Annotated in this window: 18 protein-coding genes; all 18 read left to right on the forward strand. The window is 37.1% G+C overall.

Translation table 11 applies throughout. The features are described from left to right. Nucleotides 1-39 precede the first annotated feature (39 nt). Nucleotides 40-561 carry a Na+/H+ antiporter subunit E gene (locus tag J7K93_10905; GenBank protein ID MCD6117515.1) on the forward strand — a complete coding sequence of 174 codons (522 nt, stop codon included), beginning with the start codon at nt 40-42 and terminating at the stop codon, nt 559-561. Next, nucleotides 558-818 carry a cation:proton antiporter gene (locus J7K93_10910; GenBank protein ID MCD6117516.1) on the forward strand — a complete coding sequence of 87 codons (261 nt, stop codon included), beginning with the start codon at nt 558-560 and terminating at the stop codon, nt 816-818. Before J7K93_10905 ends, J7K93_10910 begins: the two co-directional genes overlap by 4 nt. Further along, on the forward strand, nt 819-1151 hold the full coding sequence (locus J7K93_10915) for a Na+/H+ antiporter subunit G (GenBank protein ID MCD6117517.1): 333 nt from the start codon (nt 819-821) through the stop codon (nt 1149-1151). Then, the gene (locus tag J7K93_10920; protein ID MCD6117518.1) at nt 1148-1387 is read left to right on the forward strand and encodes a DUF4040 domain-containing protein; all 240 of its coding nucleotides are present in this window, start codon (nt 1148-1150) and stop codon (nt 1385-1387) included. Before J7K93_10915 ends, J7K93_10920 begins: the two co-directional genes overlap by 4 nt. Further along, nucleotides 1384-2067 carry a cation:proton antiporter gene (locus tag J7K93_10925; protein MCD6117519.1) on the forward strand — a complete coding sequence of 228 codons (684 nt, stop codon included), beginning with the start codon at nt 1384-1386 and terminating at the stop codon, nt 2065-2067. Before J7K93_10920 ends, J7K93_10925 begins: the two co-directional genes overlap by 4 nt. Continuing rightward, on the forward strand, nt 2067-2426 hold the full coding sequence (locus J7K93_10930; GenBank protein ID MCD6117520.1) for an NADH-quinone oxidoreductase subunit K: 360 nt from the start codon (nt 2067-2069) through the stop codon (nt 2424-2426). Before J7K93_10925 ends, J7K93_10930 begins: the two co-directional genes overlap by 1 nt. Before the next feature lie 38 nt (nt 2427-2464). Further along, nucleotides 2465-3949, forward strand: coding sequence for a hypothetical protein (locus J7K93_10935; GenBank protein ID MCD6117521.1), 1485 nt, complete (start codon nt 2465-2467; stop codon nt 3947-3949). Then, nucleotides 3946-5802, forward strand: coding sequence for a hypothetical protein (locus J7K93_10940; GenBank protein ID MCD6117522.1), 1857 nt, complete (start codon nt 3946-3948; stop codon nt 5800-5802). The genes J7K93_10935 and J7K93_10940 overlap by 4 nt, the downstream gene beginning before the upstream one ends. Continuing rightward, a complete protein-coding gene (locus J7K93_10945; GenBank protein MCD6117523.1) occupies nt 5802-6737 on the forward strand; it encodes an NADH-quinone oxidoreductase subunit H in 936 nt (311 codons plus the stop codon). The genes J7K93_10940 and J7K93_10945 overlap by 1 nt, the downstream gene beginning before the upstream one ends. A 20-nt stretch (nt 6738-6757) precedes the next feature. Beyond that, complete coding sequence (gene nuoB / locus J7K93_10950; protein MCD6117524.1) at nt 6758-7303, forward strand: NADH-quinone oxidoreductase subunit NuoB; 546 nt, start codon at nt 6758-6760, stop codon at nt 7301-7303. A 40-nt stretch (nt 7304-7343) separates the two neighbouring features. Further along, entirely contained in the window at nt 7344-7871 is a 528-nt protein-coding gene (locus J7K93_10955; GenBank protein MCD6117525.1) for an NADH-quinone oxidoreductase subunit C, read from the forward strand. Continuing rightward, on the forward strand, nt 7858-8958 hold the full coding sequence (locus J7K93_10960) for an NADH-quinone oxidoreductase subunit D (GenBank protein ID MCD6117526.1): 1101 nt from the start codon (nt 7858-7860) through the stop codon (nt 8956-8958). The genes J7K93_10955 and J7K93_10960 overlap by 14 nt, the downstream gene beginning before the upstream one ends. A 22-nt stretch (nt 8959-8980) precedes the next feature. Continuing rightward, complete coding sequence (locus J7K93_10965) at nt 8981-10843, forward strand: FAD-dependent oxidoreductase (protein ID MCD6117527.1); 1863 nt, start codon at nt 8981-8983, stop codon at nt 10841-10843. A gap of 18 nt (nt 10844-10861) precedes the next feature. Continuing rightward, the gene (locus tag J7K93_10970) at nt 10862-11248 is read left to right on the forward strand and encodes a CBS domain-containing protein (GenBank protein MCD6117528.1); all 387 of its coding nucleotides are present in this window, start codon (nt 10862-10864) and stop codon (nt 11246-11248) included. 345 nt (nt 11249-11593) lie between these two features. Continuing rightward, complete coding sequence (locus tag J7K93_10975; protein ID MCD6117529.1) at nt 11594-12124, forward strand: hypothetical protein; 531 nt, start codon at nt 11594-11596, stop codon at nt 12122-12124. Between the two features lie 62 nt (nt 12125-12186). Beyond that, nucleotides 12187-12879, forward strand: a complete 693-nt coding sequence (locus tag J7K93_10980) for a hypothetical protein (protein ID MCD6117530.1) — start codon at nt 12187-12189, stop codon at nt 12877-12879. A 139-nt stretch (nt 12880-13018) separates the two neighbouring features. Continuing rightward, nucleotides 13019-14209 (forward strand): glycoside hydrolase family 27 protein, encoded by a 1191-nt coding sequence (locus J7K93_10985; protein ID MCD6117531.1) that lies wholly within the window; start codon nt 13019-13021, stop codon nt 14207-14209. Between the two features lie 85 nt (nt 14210-14294). After that, a complete protein-coding gene (locus J7K93_10990) occupies nt 14295-15371 on the forward strand; it encodes a T9SS type A sorting domain-containing protein (protein ID MCD6117532.1) in 1077 nt (358 codons plus the stop codon). Nucleotides 15372-15641: the final 270 nt, after the last annotated feature.

Below are 15641 nucleotides of genomic sequence, written 5' to 3' on the forward strand. Positions count from 1 at the left end.
TCATATAAATGTTGATTCTTCGAGAGAGGAGAATTATTGATGAACAAAGTAGCATATGAAACACCCCACCAGACAAGAAATTTCTTTTATCTGTTCTGTATACTTTTTCTGATATGGCTTGCACTCACTTCCAGTTTCCTATGGGAGGAACTTGCTGTCGGTTTTTTCATCAGCCTAATTCTTGCTTTAATGCTGAACAAAAACTATCCTTCCCTCGGGCTCCCCCCAATAAGCATTAAGAAGATCATCTTTTTTATCGTATTTATCCTTGTGCTTTTTAAAGAAATTGTAAAAGCAAATTTTGATGTAGCATATAGGGTTATTCATCCTAAAATGCCTATAAAACCAGGAGTAGTAATAATTAAAACAGGGTTGAAACAGGATATTGCAAAATTAATACTGGCAAATGCAATAACGTTGACACCCGGCACATTTACTCTGGACATTAAAGAGGACAAGCTTCTCATACACTGGATTTATGTCCGTTCGGAAGGTATAGAAGAGTCCACAAAAAATATTGGCGAACGATTTGAAAAATATTTAAAGGTGATATTCGCATGAGTGAAACAATTATTTTAGTTTATTTAGCTGTTATTGGATTAGGACTGATTTTCAGCCTTTTGCGTATGCTTTTAGGGCCTACTGCTTCTGACAGGGCTGTTGCAGTGGATACTATTACTACAACTGTTGTTGCTTTACTGGTCATTTTATCCCTTGTATTTGACAGATATATTTATCTGGATGTTGCATTAGTCTATTCATTATTAGCTTTTGTCGGATTGGTTGCAATTGCCAGATATTTGGAAAGGGGCATTTAGATGGAATTATTGGGGATAATTATTATCGGGATTGGAGTAGCTTTTTTAATGCTTGGGAATTTTGGAGTGCTAAGGCTTCCTGATGTGTATAATCGCATTCAGGCAGGAACAAAGTGTACTACTTTTGGTGCTTTTTTCACTATTATAGGAGTAGGTATCATCCAGCCTGCATGGTTTTGGAAATGCTTACTTATTGCAGTATTTGTTTTTGCAACCAATCCTATTTCCAGTCATGCTATTGCAAGAGCTTCCAAGAGGGCAGGTGTTCCTCTTTGTGATAGAAGTGTAGTGGATAAGTCGAGGGATTTTAAGGAATACAGGGAGGAAACATGATAATAATAGTTTCCCTATTAGTATTTTTGATGATTGTTTCGGCAGTAGCAGCATATATTTTTAAAGATTTGATAAGTGCTGTTATTGCCGGTTGTATGGTAAGTTTGATAGCGGCAATTCTTTTTTATTTTCTTCAGGCACCGGATGTTGCCATGGCCGAAGCATCAATTGGTGCAGCATTGGTTACTGCTGTATTTATTATTGCTATCATACGAACGAAGAGGTATGAAGAATGAGAAAAATTATCGGACTGATTTTACTGATTATTGTTGCATGGGGAATCTTTTTATCAATACAAAAAATTCCTTTTGGTGAGCCAAAGACAAAGATTGGTAAGTACTATATTGATAATGGTAAACAACAAACTGGGGCCTCAAATATTGTTACTTCCGTGGTTGTAGGTTTCCGGGGTTTTGATACTTTGGGAGAAGTGACTGTACTATTTCTCGCTACTATTGGCCTGGGTGCTGTTTTAGGAACTTTAAAAAGAAAAGAAAAAATTAAAATAACACGGGCAAGTTTAATACTTCGTACAGGATGCCGATTTTTATTTCCGCTTATTCTTCTTTTTGGTTCTTACATTATTATTCATGGACATCTGACACCCGGCGGCGGGTTCCAGGGAGGCGCAGTTATCGCTTCAGCATTCCTTCTTGTTTATCTTGGATGTCCCGGGAAAAGAATTAATGAAATTGGAAGTAAAACAGCTGAATCTCTCGGCGGTTTAACTTTTGTTGTGCTCGGGTTAATCGGCCTGACAGCAGGCGGACACTATTTTCTTTATAATTTTCTGCCTAAAGGTGAATTCAATACTCTGTTCAGTGCAGGTCTGATTCCGATAATTTATATTGCAATCGGAATAAAAGTGGGGTCGGAATTAGCCGGGGTTATCGACCAGCTTAAGGAGGAAAGCTGATGAATTTTTTACATGATTACATCTATTACATAGGATCTTTCAGCCTCATATTTATCGGTCTCTTTATAATGTTGACAAAAAGAAATCTCATAAAAGTAATTCTCGGGCTGAGTATCCTTGAAACAGGTGTAAATCTATTTATTATTTCTGTGGGATATATTCACAAGGGAACGGCTCCGATCTTTTCAAAAGCAGGATTAGAAGCAAAAAACATGGTAGACCCTGTTCCACAGGCATTAGTGCTTACCGCAATTGTGATCGGATTGGCTGTTCTTGCTCTGGCTTTATCTTTGACAATACGCTTGTACGGCCATTACGGAACGCTCAACTTACAAAAAATTAAAGAGCAGCGCTGGTAATCATCAAATCTAAAAAGCAATAAATGGGATATAACAATATGAATGAAATGATTAACTTCAATCCGGTATTATTAATCGTGGTACCGTTAGGCCTTGCCTTTTTAGTGCCGATCTTAGGATTTATATCGAAAAGAATTATTAAATGGATTCCGGTTATTGGATTTCTTTTTAATCTTATTGTTGCACTGTCGCTTGTGCCGCATGTACTTAAAGAGAGTATTATTGTAAAAATTGGAGGTTTCCCTCCGCCTTTCTGTATTAATCTTGTGGCCGGGCCTGTGGGAGTTTTATTATCTGTATTAATTTCTATCACTGGATTTTTAGTAGCCATTTATGCACTTAAATATATTCAAGAAGGTAAAGAACAATACTATCATATCCTTTATATGCTTCTTCTGACCGGGGCTACGGGAGTCGTTCTGACCGGGGATATATTTAATCTTTTTGTCTTCTTTGAAATTCTTTGTATTTCTTCCTATGCTCTTGTGGCTTATCTCGGAAACAAGGCAGGGATTGAATCTTCTATTAAATATTTAATTCAGGGTTCAATAGGATCAAGTTTTCTACTATTGGGGATCGGATTACTTTATGGCCAATTCGGTACTCTTAATATGGCAGACCTTGCCAATCAGATTGGGGATATAAGTTCACCTGCGGTATTTGTACCGATGGCTCTGATGATAACAGGCCTCGGAATTGAAGCGGCAATATTTCCTCTAAATGCCTGGCTTCCTGATGCACACTCATCTGCCCCGTCTTCAGTCAGTGCTGTTCTGTCGGGGATTGCGATTGAAGTAGGGGTATATGCTGTAATAAGAGTTTTGTTTACAATTTTTCATGTTTCAGATTTTTTGACATTTTTCCTGTTCATTGGATTATTGACCATATTAATTGGGGAAATGAGTGCATTTAAACAAACGAATATAAAAAGAATGCTCGCCTATTCCAGTATCGGACAAATTGGTTTAATCCTTTTTGCTTTTTCATTAGGCTCACAATACGGAGTGACCGGCGGATTGTTTCAAATGATAAGCCACACACTGGGCAAAGCGCTGCTTTTTCTGGCAGCCGGCTTTATGATATACAGAACCGGTTCCATGGAAATTTCATCATTTGAAGGGCTTGGCAAAAAGATGCCCTACACTGCTTTTCTCTTTACCATAGGGGCATTATCCATCATAGGATTGCCGCCGTTTATAGGTTTCGCGAGTAAATTTACGATTATCAAAGCTGCTCTTGCAGAAAGGGAACTGCTGTTGGTGATTTTAACGGGGATTGTGCTGTTGGCAACCGTTATTGAAGGCACCTACTTTTTTAGAGTAATACAGATGATCTATTTTAAAGAAGAATCTACATTAGCAGATAAAAAAGAAGCTCCTGCTGCCGGATTAATTCCAATGTTTATTTTTGCTGCATTAATTATATTTATCGGCATTTATCCTGGTTTTGTCATGAGAATGTTAAATTCAGCTGCTTCTGAACTTCTTAATAGTGCAGAATATATAAGGAGTGTATTAGGATGAGATTAGAAATAATATTAATAACTGCTTTCGGTGGTGCATTTCTCACATATTTTTCAGGGAAAATTTCATCTAAATTCAGAGATGTGTTTGCGGTGCTTGTTTCATTACTGCTCGTAGTAATTCTTTCCTGCCGTTATGGCGGACAAACGGAAGCCGTATCTTATCATAATTTTATGGGATTGTCACTAGTGCTAAGATTAAATCCCCTGGCTTGGTTTTTTGCAATTGCAACTGTCAGCTTAACGGCTTTGTCAATAATTTATTCTATAGACTATATGAAAAATCGAGACAGAACAGATTACTATTATTTTATAATGTTATTGATAAACGCGAGCATGCTGGGCATTGTATTAGCGGGAGATTTACTGTCTTTCTTTATCTTCTGGGAAATAATGAGCTGGTCAACATTTTTATTAATAAGTTATAACAGGGGCCGGGCAATAGCGGCAGGAGAGAAATATATTGTCATGTCCCTGATTGGTTCAATGGCTATGTTAATGGGGATTGTGTCGATCTATTCGTTTACAGGTAGTTTAAATATCCAAATTATTGCCACTCAATTGCATACAGCCTCGTCAGGCTATAAGCTTTTTTTACTAATTATTTTCAGTGTTACTTTTGGAATAAAGAATGCTGTTATGCCATTACATACATGGCTACCCGATGCTTATACGGAATCATCTACACCATTTTCAGCAGTACTTTCCGGAATGCTTACCAGAATGGGTATTTTCGGTTTTCTTTTAATTATGTATGTAATTATCGGAGCGAAAAGTACACTTCATACAGGCAAGGGATTTTTTAGTTTTAACACTATTCTTGCTTGGTTAGGTGCAATTACAATTGTTATTCCAACCTTTATTGCAATGCTGCAGAATGATGCGAAAAAACTTCTTGCTTGGCATGGTATCGGTCAGGGTGGGTATATGATTGTAGGAATTGCCTTTGGAACGAGTCTTGGTGTTGCAGGTGGAATTTTTCACACATTAAATCATGCGATATATATTGTGTTACTTTTTCTAAGTGTGGGAGCAATTGAGTACAGAACCAATGGCCTCAGAGATCTTAATTCTTTGGGTGGACTTTTTAAAAAAATGCCAATAGCATTCCTTGGAAGTCTTTTAGGAATCTGTGGATTAATTGGCCTCCCTTTGACGAACGGATTTGTTTCAAAATGGCTTATTTATAAAACTTTAATTCTTGGTAATGCACCGTTTCTCGCATTTGCAGCATTATTGGGGACTTGGGGAACGATCCTCTCAGTGTATAAATTTTTACATAATTTATATCTTGGGCAACTTCACGAAGAACATAAAGAAATTAAAAAAGCACCACTTGCAATGCAGATTCCGATTGTTATCCTTTCTTTTGCCGTCCTGTTATTTGGGATTCTACCCGGACTGCCTTTAAAAGTGATTAATTCTATTATCGTTTCAGCCGGTTTTAACGCTTTGGATATATCAATCTGGGGAGTAGTCTCGGATACCGGAACATTAAATACGATTAATATTTTTGCAGCACTTGCTATTGTCGGGGCAATTGTTTCGTTTATTTTTAAAGCTGCCCGTAAATCTACACTGGTTGATCAGTATGATAATTACGCGGCAGGTGCGGCAATTCCTAAAGAAAAATATAATTATACGGTTGATTTTTATGCCCCGTTTTATCGAATGGTGAGACCGTTTCTCAAAGATTTTTTTGATCTGTTTTATCAAAAAATTGCAAAAGCAACAGACACTGCCTGCAATGCTGTCCGCAAAATTTACACAGGTTATGTGGGTAATTATGTGATGTACATTGTACTATTTTTAACATTTCTTATTTTAATTAAATTTAAATGGAGTCTATTTTAATGAAAATTATTGTACTGATTATTTCGCCTATATTAGCTTTAATTACAGGAATGCTTTTTCTCGGTATATCCCGGAAAATAACAGCAAGAATTCAATGGCGGTACGGGCCGCCGCTTCTTCAGCCTTTCATTGATGTCATAAGGTCTTTCAGCCAGAAGAGCATCACTCATGGGTGGTTTTTTGATTTTGGAATTATATTATCATTGACAGGTTCATTTGTCCTTGTTTTATTTCTGCCGATTGGCAAAGTGTGCTCATTAACATCGGGCGGATTAATAGCCTTTATTTATCTTATGCTGCTGGGCCCCTTTGGTATTGCATTAGCTGGAGCGGCGTCAGGTAATCCTAATTCCAGCCTGGGAATATCGAGAAAATTTTTACTTTCTCTCGGATATGAAATCCCCTTGATTTTAATTTTACTGGCAATAATGACATATTATAATACAATTTCCTTAGTTGATATTGTAAAAACACAGAATATCTCCGGCTGGGCTTTTGGCTCCTGGGCTTTAGTGCTGCCCGGGCTGGCTTATATTTTGATTCTTCCTGCTATTCTTGGTGTACGGCCTTTTGAAGTTGTTAAAGCACCGCAAGAAATTTCTTCAGGTCCAGTAGCGGAATTTGGGGGAAAACACCTGGCATTTTCTACTTTTCAGCACGCTTTACAGATGTTTATAGGACTTGGTCTTTTTGTGAATATTTTTCTTGGCGGCGGAGATTTATTTGGACTATTTGCACCATTGACAGGAACGGTTTGGGGCAGTTTTTTGGGAATCATTATTTTCCTTCTGAAAATGCTGATTGTGCTGATCCTGACCCTTTTCATCAATGCAGTCTATCCCCGCTATAGAATTGAACAGGCTATGCAATATTTATGGAAGTGGCCGACATTAATCTCCTTTATAGGACTTATCATAGTGGTCTTAATTAATTAAAATTTACTACAGGAAAAAACATGGATAGAAATCAAATAAGTAAATGGCTTAAACATCCCGGCAAAATGGCAAATAAATATTCCTTTCATGTTGTATATTTTTGCACGGGCTGTGGCATTATTGAAGTACCGCCCTCAATTACAACGCGTTGGGACGCTGAACGGTTTGGTATAATTCCCGTTGCCACTCCAAGGCAGGGAAATCTTTTTATGATTGCCGGATATGTTTCCACCAAGACACTTAAAGCTGTTATAAGAACCTACGAACAGATGCCGGAGCCGAAGTACACGGTTGCTTTCGGCTCTTGCCCGATAAACGGCGGAATGTATTATGATTCTTATAATACAATTACAAGTGTGGATAAATATATTCCCATAGACGGCTATATCGCGGGATGCATGCCCAGGCCGGAGGCCATTTTTATAGGAGTGACTCATTTATGGAAACTGATTGATATGGACAAAGCTGACGGGTACAAGAGATATAGACAAGATTATGAATTCTATCGTGCAAATCAGGAACAGCTTTTGGGTGACTTGGGCTGGCCTCCATTATTCAAAAAATGAGACAGCATAATCTTTGAGCTCATAAAAGGAAATTTTTAATATGGAAGAACTAAAAAAGAAACTTTTAACGAATTTTAATGACCTTAAACTTAAAATTCATGATGAAAACAGGATGTTCATTAATACAAAGAAAGAGGCGATAGTATCCCTTTTAAGTTTTTTAAAAAATATGGGATATGAACATCTGGCCCTTGTTTCCTGTAATGACTGGATAGATAAAGGAGAACTTGAACTGGTCTATATTCTTTCCGCTTATATGTCTGTTGATGAAAAACATCAGGAGAAAGAGAAAAGGAATATTATTATTAAAACAAGAATTTCCCGGGAAGCCGCAACATTCATTACAGTAACCAGTATTTTTAAAGGAGCAGAACCGTATGAACGCGAACTGCATGAACTGTTCGGGATAAGATTTGAAGGGCATACACGTTTAACACCATTACTGCTTGAACGTGATTATGAAATCCCTCCTTTTAGAAAAGATTTTGATACTCAGAAATATGTTGACAATACTTATGGTCAGATTCCCTCGATAGAGGAAAGAAAGGCGAGACATGAGAGAACTTGAACTTTATTACGGTCCTCAACACCTTGGAATGGTCGGGAATTTCAGCATTACTTTAAAAGTTCAAGGGGATAGAATAGTTAAAGCAGATGCCAATCCCGGATATCTGCACCGTGGTTTTGAAAAATTAATGGAACAGAGAACCTGGATGCAGAATTTTCCGCTGGTATGCAGAATTAATGTGATAGAGCCTGATCACATGGAACTGGTTTATTCAATGGGTGTGGAAAAGCTGGCCGGAATTGAACTTCCGGAAAGAGGGAAATATATCAGAAGTATTTATTGTGAAATGGCTCGTGTAGCATCACATCTGTTCGGATTATGGGCCTATTCTAATATGCTTGGTTTTGATACTGTAGCGCAATGGGCCATGTACCATAGAGACCTTTTACTGGATATGTTTGAAGAACTGACAGGGGCAAGAGTCTATCATATATATATTCGTCCAGGCGGGGTAAGACGTGATTTCCCTGAAGGTTTTACAGACAGGCTCGTAGAAACTCTCCATAAAATCGGCGGAAAAGTACCGGATTATAACGAGACATTTTTTGAAAACAGGCTGTTTCAAAAAAGAGCCGAGGGCATTGGGATTATCACACGTGAGGAAGCTGTCAGCATGGGAGCTGTCGGGCACACGATTAAGGCAACAGGAATGAAATATGATATAAGAAAAATTGAGCCCTATGCTGCGTATGATCAGGTTGAATTTGATATTCCGACCAGAAAAAATGGCGACGCCTATTCCAGACTCCTGACAATCAGGGATGATATGATAGAAAGTGTGCATATGATATTCAAACTTATTGATAAAATGCCTAAGAAGGGTGAGGTCTGCGCTAAAACACCAAATCCGTTCAAATGGACTATTCCAGAAGGTGATGCGTATGTACGATGTGAATCATCCCGCGGTGAGCTCGGACTTTATATGGTTAGTGATGGTGGGGATAAGCCTTATAGAGTTCACTTTAATACGCCCTCCTATAATCATGGCTTGACAGTTCTTGAAAAAGCACTTGTAGGTGAGAGCGTTTCTGATGTAGGAAACATAATGATGAGTTTATATGTTGTTGCTCCGGAAATAGACAGGTAACCCTTAAAAAATAGGTATAAAGATGTCTAATACTAGTTATTTAAATCCATTAAAAGCAGTGAAGTATCTGTTTAAAAAACCGCAGACACTGCAATATCCGTTTGAGACCAATCCAATTGCGGACAGATACAGGGGATTCCATAAAAATGATTGGGAAAAATGTACCGGGTGTGGAAATTGTGCGGATATCTGTCCGAATAAAGCGATTGAAATGGTAAAAATAGATGAATTGGAGCCAATGCCTGATGAAGGCCGAAAAGATGAGAGACCGCAGATAGACTACGGCCGCTGCTGTTTTTGCGGTTTATGTGTTGATATTTGCCCGCCCGGTTCTTTGTCTCTTACAAAAGATTTCTTTCATATCCATTTCGACACTAAGACCTTTACCTTTATTCCAAAAGACGAAAAACTGGAAAAAGATGTCTATAAATCCGAACAGGACTATTCCATATTTGCAGCCAGCCTGACTCATCGCAAGGAAAATTATGACGGCTTCTCGCCTGATATTCAATATGCCCTTTTTGAACCGGACAGAATTGAAATGCCTGAGATTGAACCGGATGAACGTAAACTTTCTTTTATTGAACAGGTGATCGGCTATGATAAAGATCAGGCCAGAGAAGAGGCAGGTCGCTGTCTGGAATGTAAACTCTGTGAAGAGGCATGTCCGGCACATCTTAAAATATCAGATTATATTGATGCAATTTACAGAGATGACCCAAAAGAATCACTTGAAAAAATTTATGAAGATAACCCAATCCCGTCTATTTGCGGAAGAGTATGTATGGCACATTGTGAAGATGCCTGTTCTCTGCATATAAGAGGAGATTCTCTTGCTATTAGATGGCTTAAAAGATATGCGGCTGATCAGATCAAGAATTTTAAAGAAGAACTTGAAATCCGGCCAGGTGAACCTACAGGAAAGAAAGTCGGTATCATCGGTGCTGGCCCGAGTGGATTATCTCTGGCATATTTTCTGCGGTTGCAAGGTCATGAAGTGATCGTTTATGATGAGCTGCCCGGTGGAGGCGGTGCTATTAGAATAGGTCCGCCTGCATACAGACTTCCTCTCGAAGCAATTGATAAAGACGTTAATTATATTAAATCTCTCGGAGTTGAATTTAATTTTAATACTAAAGTTGGGAAAGATATAAAATTTGAAGAAATCTTTAAGAATAATAATGCAGTTTTCCTTGGTATTGGAAATACAATAAGTTTCTCTACAAGAGTACCAAATGCCGAAAAATGTGTACTTGCTCTCGATTTTCTAAAAGATAATAAGATCGGTGAATACAGAAAAGTAGGTAAACAAGTTATAGTTATAGGCGGCGGGAATGTCGCAATGGATGTTGCTCGTGAAACGGTACGGCTTCAGCAGATGCAGTATCCGGGTCAAAAAACAATTACAAAAACAGTATCCCTTGAAGATTGGCATGAATTACCTGCAACTGATTTGGAAGTAAAAGAGGCTAAAGAAGAAGGCGTCGAATTTAATCCTGCCTGGGGACCGAAAGAAGTTGTCCTTGATGATGAAGGAAATATTAAAGGATTAGAATGTAAAAAAGTAAAATCCGTCTTTGATGAAAAAGGAAAATTTGCTCCCGCCTTTAATGAAGATGAGATACAATTTATTGAAAGCGACATGATAATCGAGGCCATCGGACAAAGGGCTGATTATTCATTTCTCGGTAAGCTCAGCGATGAACTGAAATTCACAGAAAGAAAAAAGCTTAAAGTAGATAAAAATGGTATGACTTCAATCCCAAAAGTGTTTGCCGGCGGGGATATTGTTAATATTAATTTAGATGCGGTAACTGCAATCGCAGATGCAAAAATTGCGGCAGAAGGCATAAATAAATTTTTATTAAACAATAAAAATAAATGATAATGTAGCAGGTCTTTTATGTTAAAATCATTAAAAGCAAAAGATATCATGATGAAAGAGATAATAACTATTGGACCAGATGCTCTATTAAAAAAAGCAATAAAAAAATTACTTGATAATAAAATTAGTAGTATGCCTGTAACAGATGACTCAGGAAAAATGGTAGGTATTATTTCTTGTGAGGATATTCTGAATTTAGCATTCGATGGTTATCTCAGTAGTACAAAAGTTGAGATGGTTATGACAAAGAATGTTGTTTATTTTGAACCTGATTCAAATTTAGAGGAAATTGCTCTTGTTATTTCTAAAAACCATTTTCGTAGAATACCAATTATTAAGGATGGTAGAATAGTAGGAATTGTTTCGAGAAGAGATATCGTTAAAAATATATTTATGTCAATATAATAATTTTATTTTATTTCCTCATTAGAATTTTTTTGATAAATTAATAGTACAAAAAAAAGCTAAAATTAGTTAGAATAGTAGAGCCTATTTCCTAAACATGTTTGCAGGCGGAGACGCTATAGCAGGTGGATATACTGTAATAGAGGCTATGGGACACGGCAGAAAAGCTGCTGAGGCGATTGATAATTATCTCAATAAATAGATTATTTCTTAAATTTGGTATTTTAAAGCCCGTTAGATTCTTAGCGGGCTTTTTATATTGCAAAAACCTCTTTGAACTATCAGGCCTGAACTGTAAATTATATTGATACTAAAAACATAGTCAATATTAACGGAGACAGCGTAATGTTTGAAATATTTGTATATTATGTAAAGACTTTTCCCTTGAGAACAGCTTTTATTGAGTTTGCAGTATTAGGTACCTTAGGAGAAATAATTACGTTAAAAATTACAAATTCAACAAAAAAATTGTCAATATTTCAATACATACTGAAAATACTATCATGGGGATTATTGGGGATAGTAATTAAATACGGATTTTTCGGATACAAAGCCATGATAAATGCATTAGTGGAACACCACTATTTTCCAGGTTTTCTGTACGGTAATTCTCTTGTAAAAGCTTTTACAATCTCTGTAGTAGTTAACCTTTTCTTCGGCCCTCAAATGATGTTTATTCACAGGATAATGGATAATGCCATTGAAAAGAGATGGAAATTTACAGGAATGGACAAGGCCGTTTATACACTTGTATGGTTCTGGATTCCTGCTCATACAATAACGTTTATTCTTCCACAGCATTTGCAGATAACACTTGCTGCTGTATGGTCTGTTGTTCTTGGAGTAATTATGGGGTTTAGCCTTAAAAAAACATAAATAATCAGAATAAATTATGAATTGTTTAAATTAGCCTGATCAATAATTAAACGGAGGTAATTGTGGGATATTCCCCGATTCTATCTGTAATAACTGCGATTTTTGAAATATCTGCAGCAATATGGGCATTATCAGGAAGAGGAAGAAAAACGATAATCTATACTGCAAGTGCAATATTAATTCTTTTAGCAGGGTACCAGATTCTTGAAGCAGTTATTTGTACTTCATGGAATGGTCTCTTTCTATTAAAACTGGCATTTATTGATGTTGCCTGGCTGCCTCCTGCAGGACTACTTCTCATCTCACACCTTTTTACAGGGAAAAACCAAAAAACAATTTTAATTTTTTCTGTTTTTATGTTTCTTTCTGCAGCAGGAATTGTTGTATGGATTTTTCTTGACAACGGATTTGTTGTTGATTCTGTATGCCGGGTTGTTTTTGCACAGTACAGTAATCCCATGCCAAAATATCTGTATTATTCAGGATTTTACTGGATCGGGCTTTTCAGTATGATGCTTTTATCTGCAATGGGAATGGGAAAGGTAAACAAAAATCCTGATAAAAAGCAGCTAAAACTACTGCTTTTGGGCAGTATTTTATTTATTGTTCTTTCTTTGATAACTGTTTTAATTTTTTCCGGAATGCAGGGCACTCTAGCTTCTGTAATGTGCCATTTTGCACTGTTTTTTGCAATTTTTATAACGAGATTAATTTATCTTGAACGTAAATTTTATAATAATCAAGTTGCATCGTAAAAAATAATAAGATAGTCAGCAAATTATCAGGATAAATTTACTGCTTGAAATTTATTGTAATTATTATTACCATTTGATTAATGCAAACGATTGTTGTAATTATTAAATAAATAATAAATCTTAACAGGAGGGCGAAAATATGAATGGTAAGTGGGTAAAAGTAACTGTTTTTATAATGTTTATCTCTATAAACATTTTTGCTCAGAAATTTGATAATATTGCATTAACACCTCCAATGGGGTGGAACAGCTGGAACAAATTCGGCCCGAATATTAATGAAAAACTGGTAAAGGAAATTGCTGATGCTATGGTTTCTAGCGGGATGAAGGATGCAGGATACCAGTACATTGTTATTGACGATGGCTGGCAGTCAGGAAGAGATGAAAACGGTAATATTATTGTGAATGCTGAAAAATTTCCCAATGGAATAAAACCAGTGGTTGATTATGTACATTCAAAAGGATTGAAATTCGGTATATATTCTGATGCAGGGAGAAAAACCTGTCAGGGACTGCCGGGCAGCAGAGGATATGAATATCAGGATGCCCGTACTTATGCAAAATGGGAAGTGGATTACCTGAAATATGACTGGTGTTCTCATGGGAAGCAGAATTCTGAAGCTTCTTACAAATTGATGAGAGACGCTCTTTATAAGGCTGGAAGGCCCATTGTGTTCAGTATTTGTGAATGGGGCACAACAAAGCCGTGGCTTTGGGCAGGAGATATAGGCCATCTGTGGCGGACAACAGAAGATATTCAGGACTGCTGGGATTGTGTAAATGATTGGGGAGGACTGGGCTGGGTTCTGATTCTTGATAAACAGGCAGGCCTGGAAAGTTATTCAGGGCCGGCACATTGGAACGATCCTGATATGCTGGAAGTCGGAAACGGGGGTATGACCATAAAAGAGTACAAGGCACATTTTAGTATGTGGTGTATGCTTGCAGCTCCTCTTATGGCAGGCAATGATATAAGAAACATGAGTGGAGATATAAAAAGTATCCTGACCAACAAAGAAGTTATTGCATTAGACCAGGATGCTCTGGGAAAACAGGCAGTAAAAATTACAGATACCGGAGATTATGAAATTTGGGTTAAAGAGCTGTCAGAGGGTGAACTTGCTGTTGCCTTTTTTAACAGAGGTGAAACACCTGTTAATGCAAAGATTCACTGGGGCTATTTTTTACGTAAATTTAAAATGAATAATGACAAGTATATTCTTAGAGATTTGTGGGAGAACAAAATTGTCGGGGATACAAAGAAGGTATATAAGAAAAAGATTTCCAGTCATGATCTTGTTCTCATAAGATTGGTAAAAGAAGCCAAATAGGGTTTTGCCAATAATAATATTGATAAATATTTGAATAACCGGTATACGGATTAGCAATTTTCCCAAGAACAGAGGGTTGAAGATTATGAAAAAAGTAATTATATTTTTATCAGTTTTGTTGGTAATCCATTCTTCAGATGCACAATCTCAAAAGTTCCGCAGCGGAGTATTTCTCCACCACTCAACAGGGAATAATATTTGGGAAAATAACGGCAGTTCCGTAACAGTACCGGACGAGATAGTTAAATATAACTCAGCGCATGGTTTTTCAGGTGAACAGGCAGTATCAATGACTGAGATGTGGTGGCCTTCAGGAGATAACGAGTGGTATACATGGTACAGAATTTTAAGGAACGAAGAGACTTCTGATGATATACGTCCAATTTTGCAGTCAAATAAGATAGTAGTTATAAAATCATGTTTTCCTTCTTCAAGTATTGAAAGTTACGGTACCGGTTCTGATACGTCTGATTTATATTCCAAAACAGTGTATAATTATAAATATCTCTGGCGGAAGATTGTAAGGATTATGGAGAAACATCCCCAAAACTATTTTGCAATTTGGACAAATGCACCTCTTGTAGCTGAACAGACAGACGATACGGAAGCTGCTCTGTCCGATCAGTTCTGTACCTGGGCTAAGGATACTCTTGCTGCCGGCCTTGATGATGAATTCGGAGTTTTTCCGAAAAATGTCTATGTGTTCGATTTTTTTCATAAACTGGCTGACAGTTCCGGGAAACTTCCGAATCAATATGCTGTTGATCTTGATGACAGCCATCCTAACACTTCTGCTACAGCACTGGTCGCACCGCAGTTTGTAGATGAAATTTTTAATGCTGCAATTGATTATGAAAGTATGTACAGCGGCGAGAGAGATGAACGGATGTCTAACCCTGAATTTTTTCTGTTGGGCCGGAATTATCCGAATCCGTTTAATCCGATTACGATAATTCCATTTACTGTAAAGGAACCGTGCAGAGTAGTGCTTAAAATATTTTCCATTCAGGGAAAGCTTGTGTCAATACCTGTTGACCGTCTATATCAGAAGGGAGAGTATAAAGTAAAAATTAACTTTCATGATATGGAGTCAGGGTTGTATATTTACCGGATAAAAATGAAGAATTTTATTGCTTCAGGGAAGATGATTTTACTGGAATAAGAGTTTTTCCCAATTTGAGAGATTGTCTCATTTTCCGTCTAGTCAGGTTCATTTCAGAGATAACAGAAAGGTTTTTAATTCAGCCGGTTACTCGAATTTTTGCCGGAGCAAAAATATTGCTCCCACAATTTTATGCTTATATTAAATTTATAAAAGAAAAATACCTAAGTTCTTCAAGCTCTCCTTTAAGTACAGGCAGTTTTTCAGGAAGCTTATCTTTTAATTTATCAGCAAGAGTATCAGCATCTTGAAGATAAGATCTGTAGAGAC

Source organism: bacterium, assembly GCA_021158245.1.
Taxonomy (GTDB): domain Bacteria; phylum Zhuqueibacterota; class QNDG01; order QNDG01; family QNDG01; genus QNDG01.

Bases quoted from the DNA above. Each gene is read 5' to 3' on its own strand.
- J7K93_10905 (MCD6117515.1), top strand. From the start codon at position 40: ATGAACAAAGTAGCATATGAAACACCCCACCAGACAAGAAATTTCTTT.
- J7K93_10910 (MCD6117516.1), top strand. From the start codon at position 558: ATGAGTGAAACAATTATTTTAGTTTATTTAGCTGTTATTGGATTAGGA.
- J7K93_10915 (MCD6117517.1), top strand. From the start codon at position 819: ATGGAATTATTGGGGATAATTATTATCGGGATTGGAGTAGCTTTTTTA.
- J7K93_10920 (MCD6117518.1), top strand. From the start codon at position 1,148: ATGATAATAATAGTTTCCCTATTAGTATTTTTGATGATTGTTTCGGCA.
- J7K93_10925 (MCD6117519.1), top strand. From the start codon at position 1,384: ATGAGAAAAATTATCGGACTGATTTTACTGATTATTGTTGCATGGGGA.
- J7K93_10930 (MCD6117520.1), top strand. From the start codon at position 2,067: ATGAATTTTTTACATGATTACATCTATTACATAGGATCTTTCAGCCTC.
- J7K93_10935 (MCD6117521.1), top strand. From the start codon at position 2,465: ATGAATGAAATGATTAACTTCAATCCGGTATTATTAATCGTGGTACCG.
- J7K93_10940 (MCD6117522.1), top strand. From the start codon at position 3,946: ATGAGATTAGAAATAATATTAATAACTGCTTTCGGTGGTGCATTTCTC.
- J7K93_10945 (MCD6117523.1), top strand. From the start codon at position 5,802: ATGAAAATTATTGTACTGATTATTTCGCCTATATTAGCTTTAATTACA.
- nuoB (MCD6117524.1), top strand. From the start codon at position 6,758: ATGGATAGAAATCAAATAAGTAAATGGCTTAAACATCCCGGCAAAATG.
- J7K93_10955 (MCD6117525.1), top strand. From the start codon at position 7,344: ATGGAAGAACTAAAAAAGAAACTTTTAACGAATTTTAATGACCTTAAA.
- J7K93_10960 (MCD6117526.1), top strand. From the start codon at position 7,858: ATGAGAGAACTTGAACTTTATTACGGTCCTCAACACCTTGGAATGGTC.
- J7K93_10965 (MCD6117527.1), top strand. From the start codon at position 8,981: ATGTCTAATACTAGTTATTTAAATCCATTAAAAGCAGTGAAGTATCTG.
- J7K93_10970 (MCD6117528.1), top strand. From the start codon at position 10,862: ATGTTAAAATCATTAAAAGCAAAAGATATCATGATGAAAGAGATAATA.
- J7K93_10975 (MCD6117529.1), top strand. From the start codon at position 11,594: ATGTTTGAAATATTTGTATATTATGTAAAGACTTTTCCCTTGAGAACA.
- J7K93_10985 (MCD6117531.1), top strand. From the start codon at position 13,019: ATGAATGGTAAGTGGGTAAAAGTAACTGTTTTTATAATGTTTATCTCT.
- J7K93_10990 (MCD6117532.1), top strand. From the start codon at position 14,295: ATGAAAAAAGTAATTATATTTTTATCAGTTTTGTTGGTAATCCATTCT.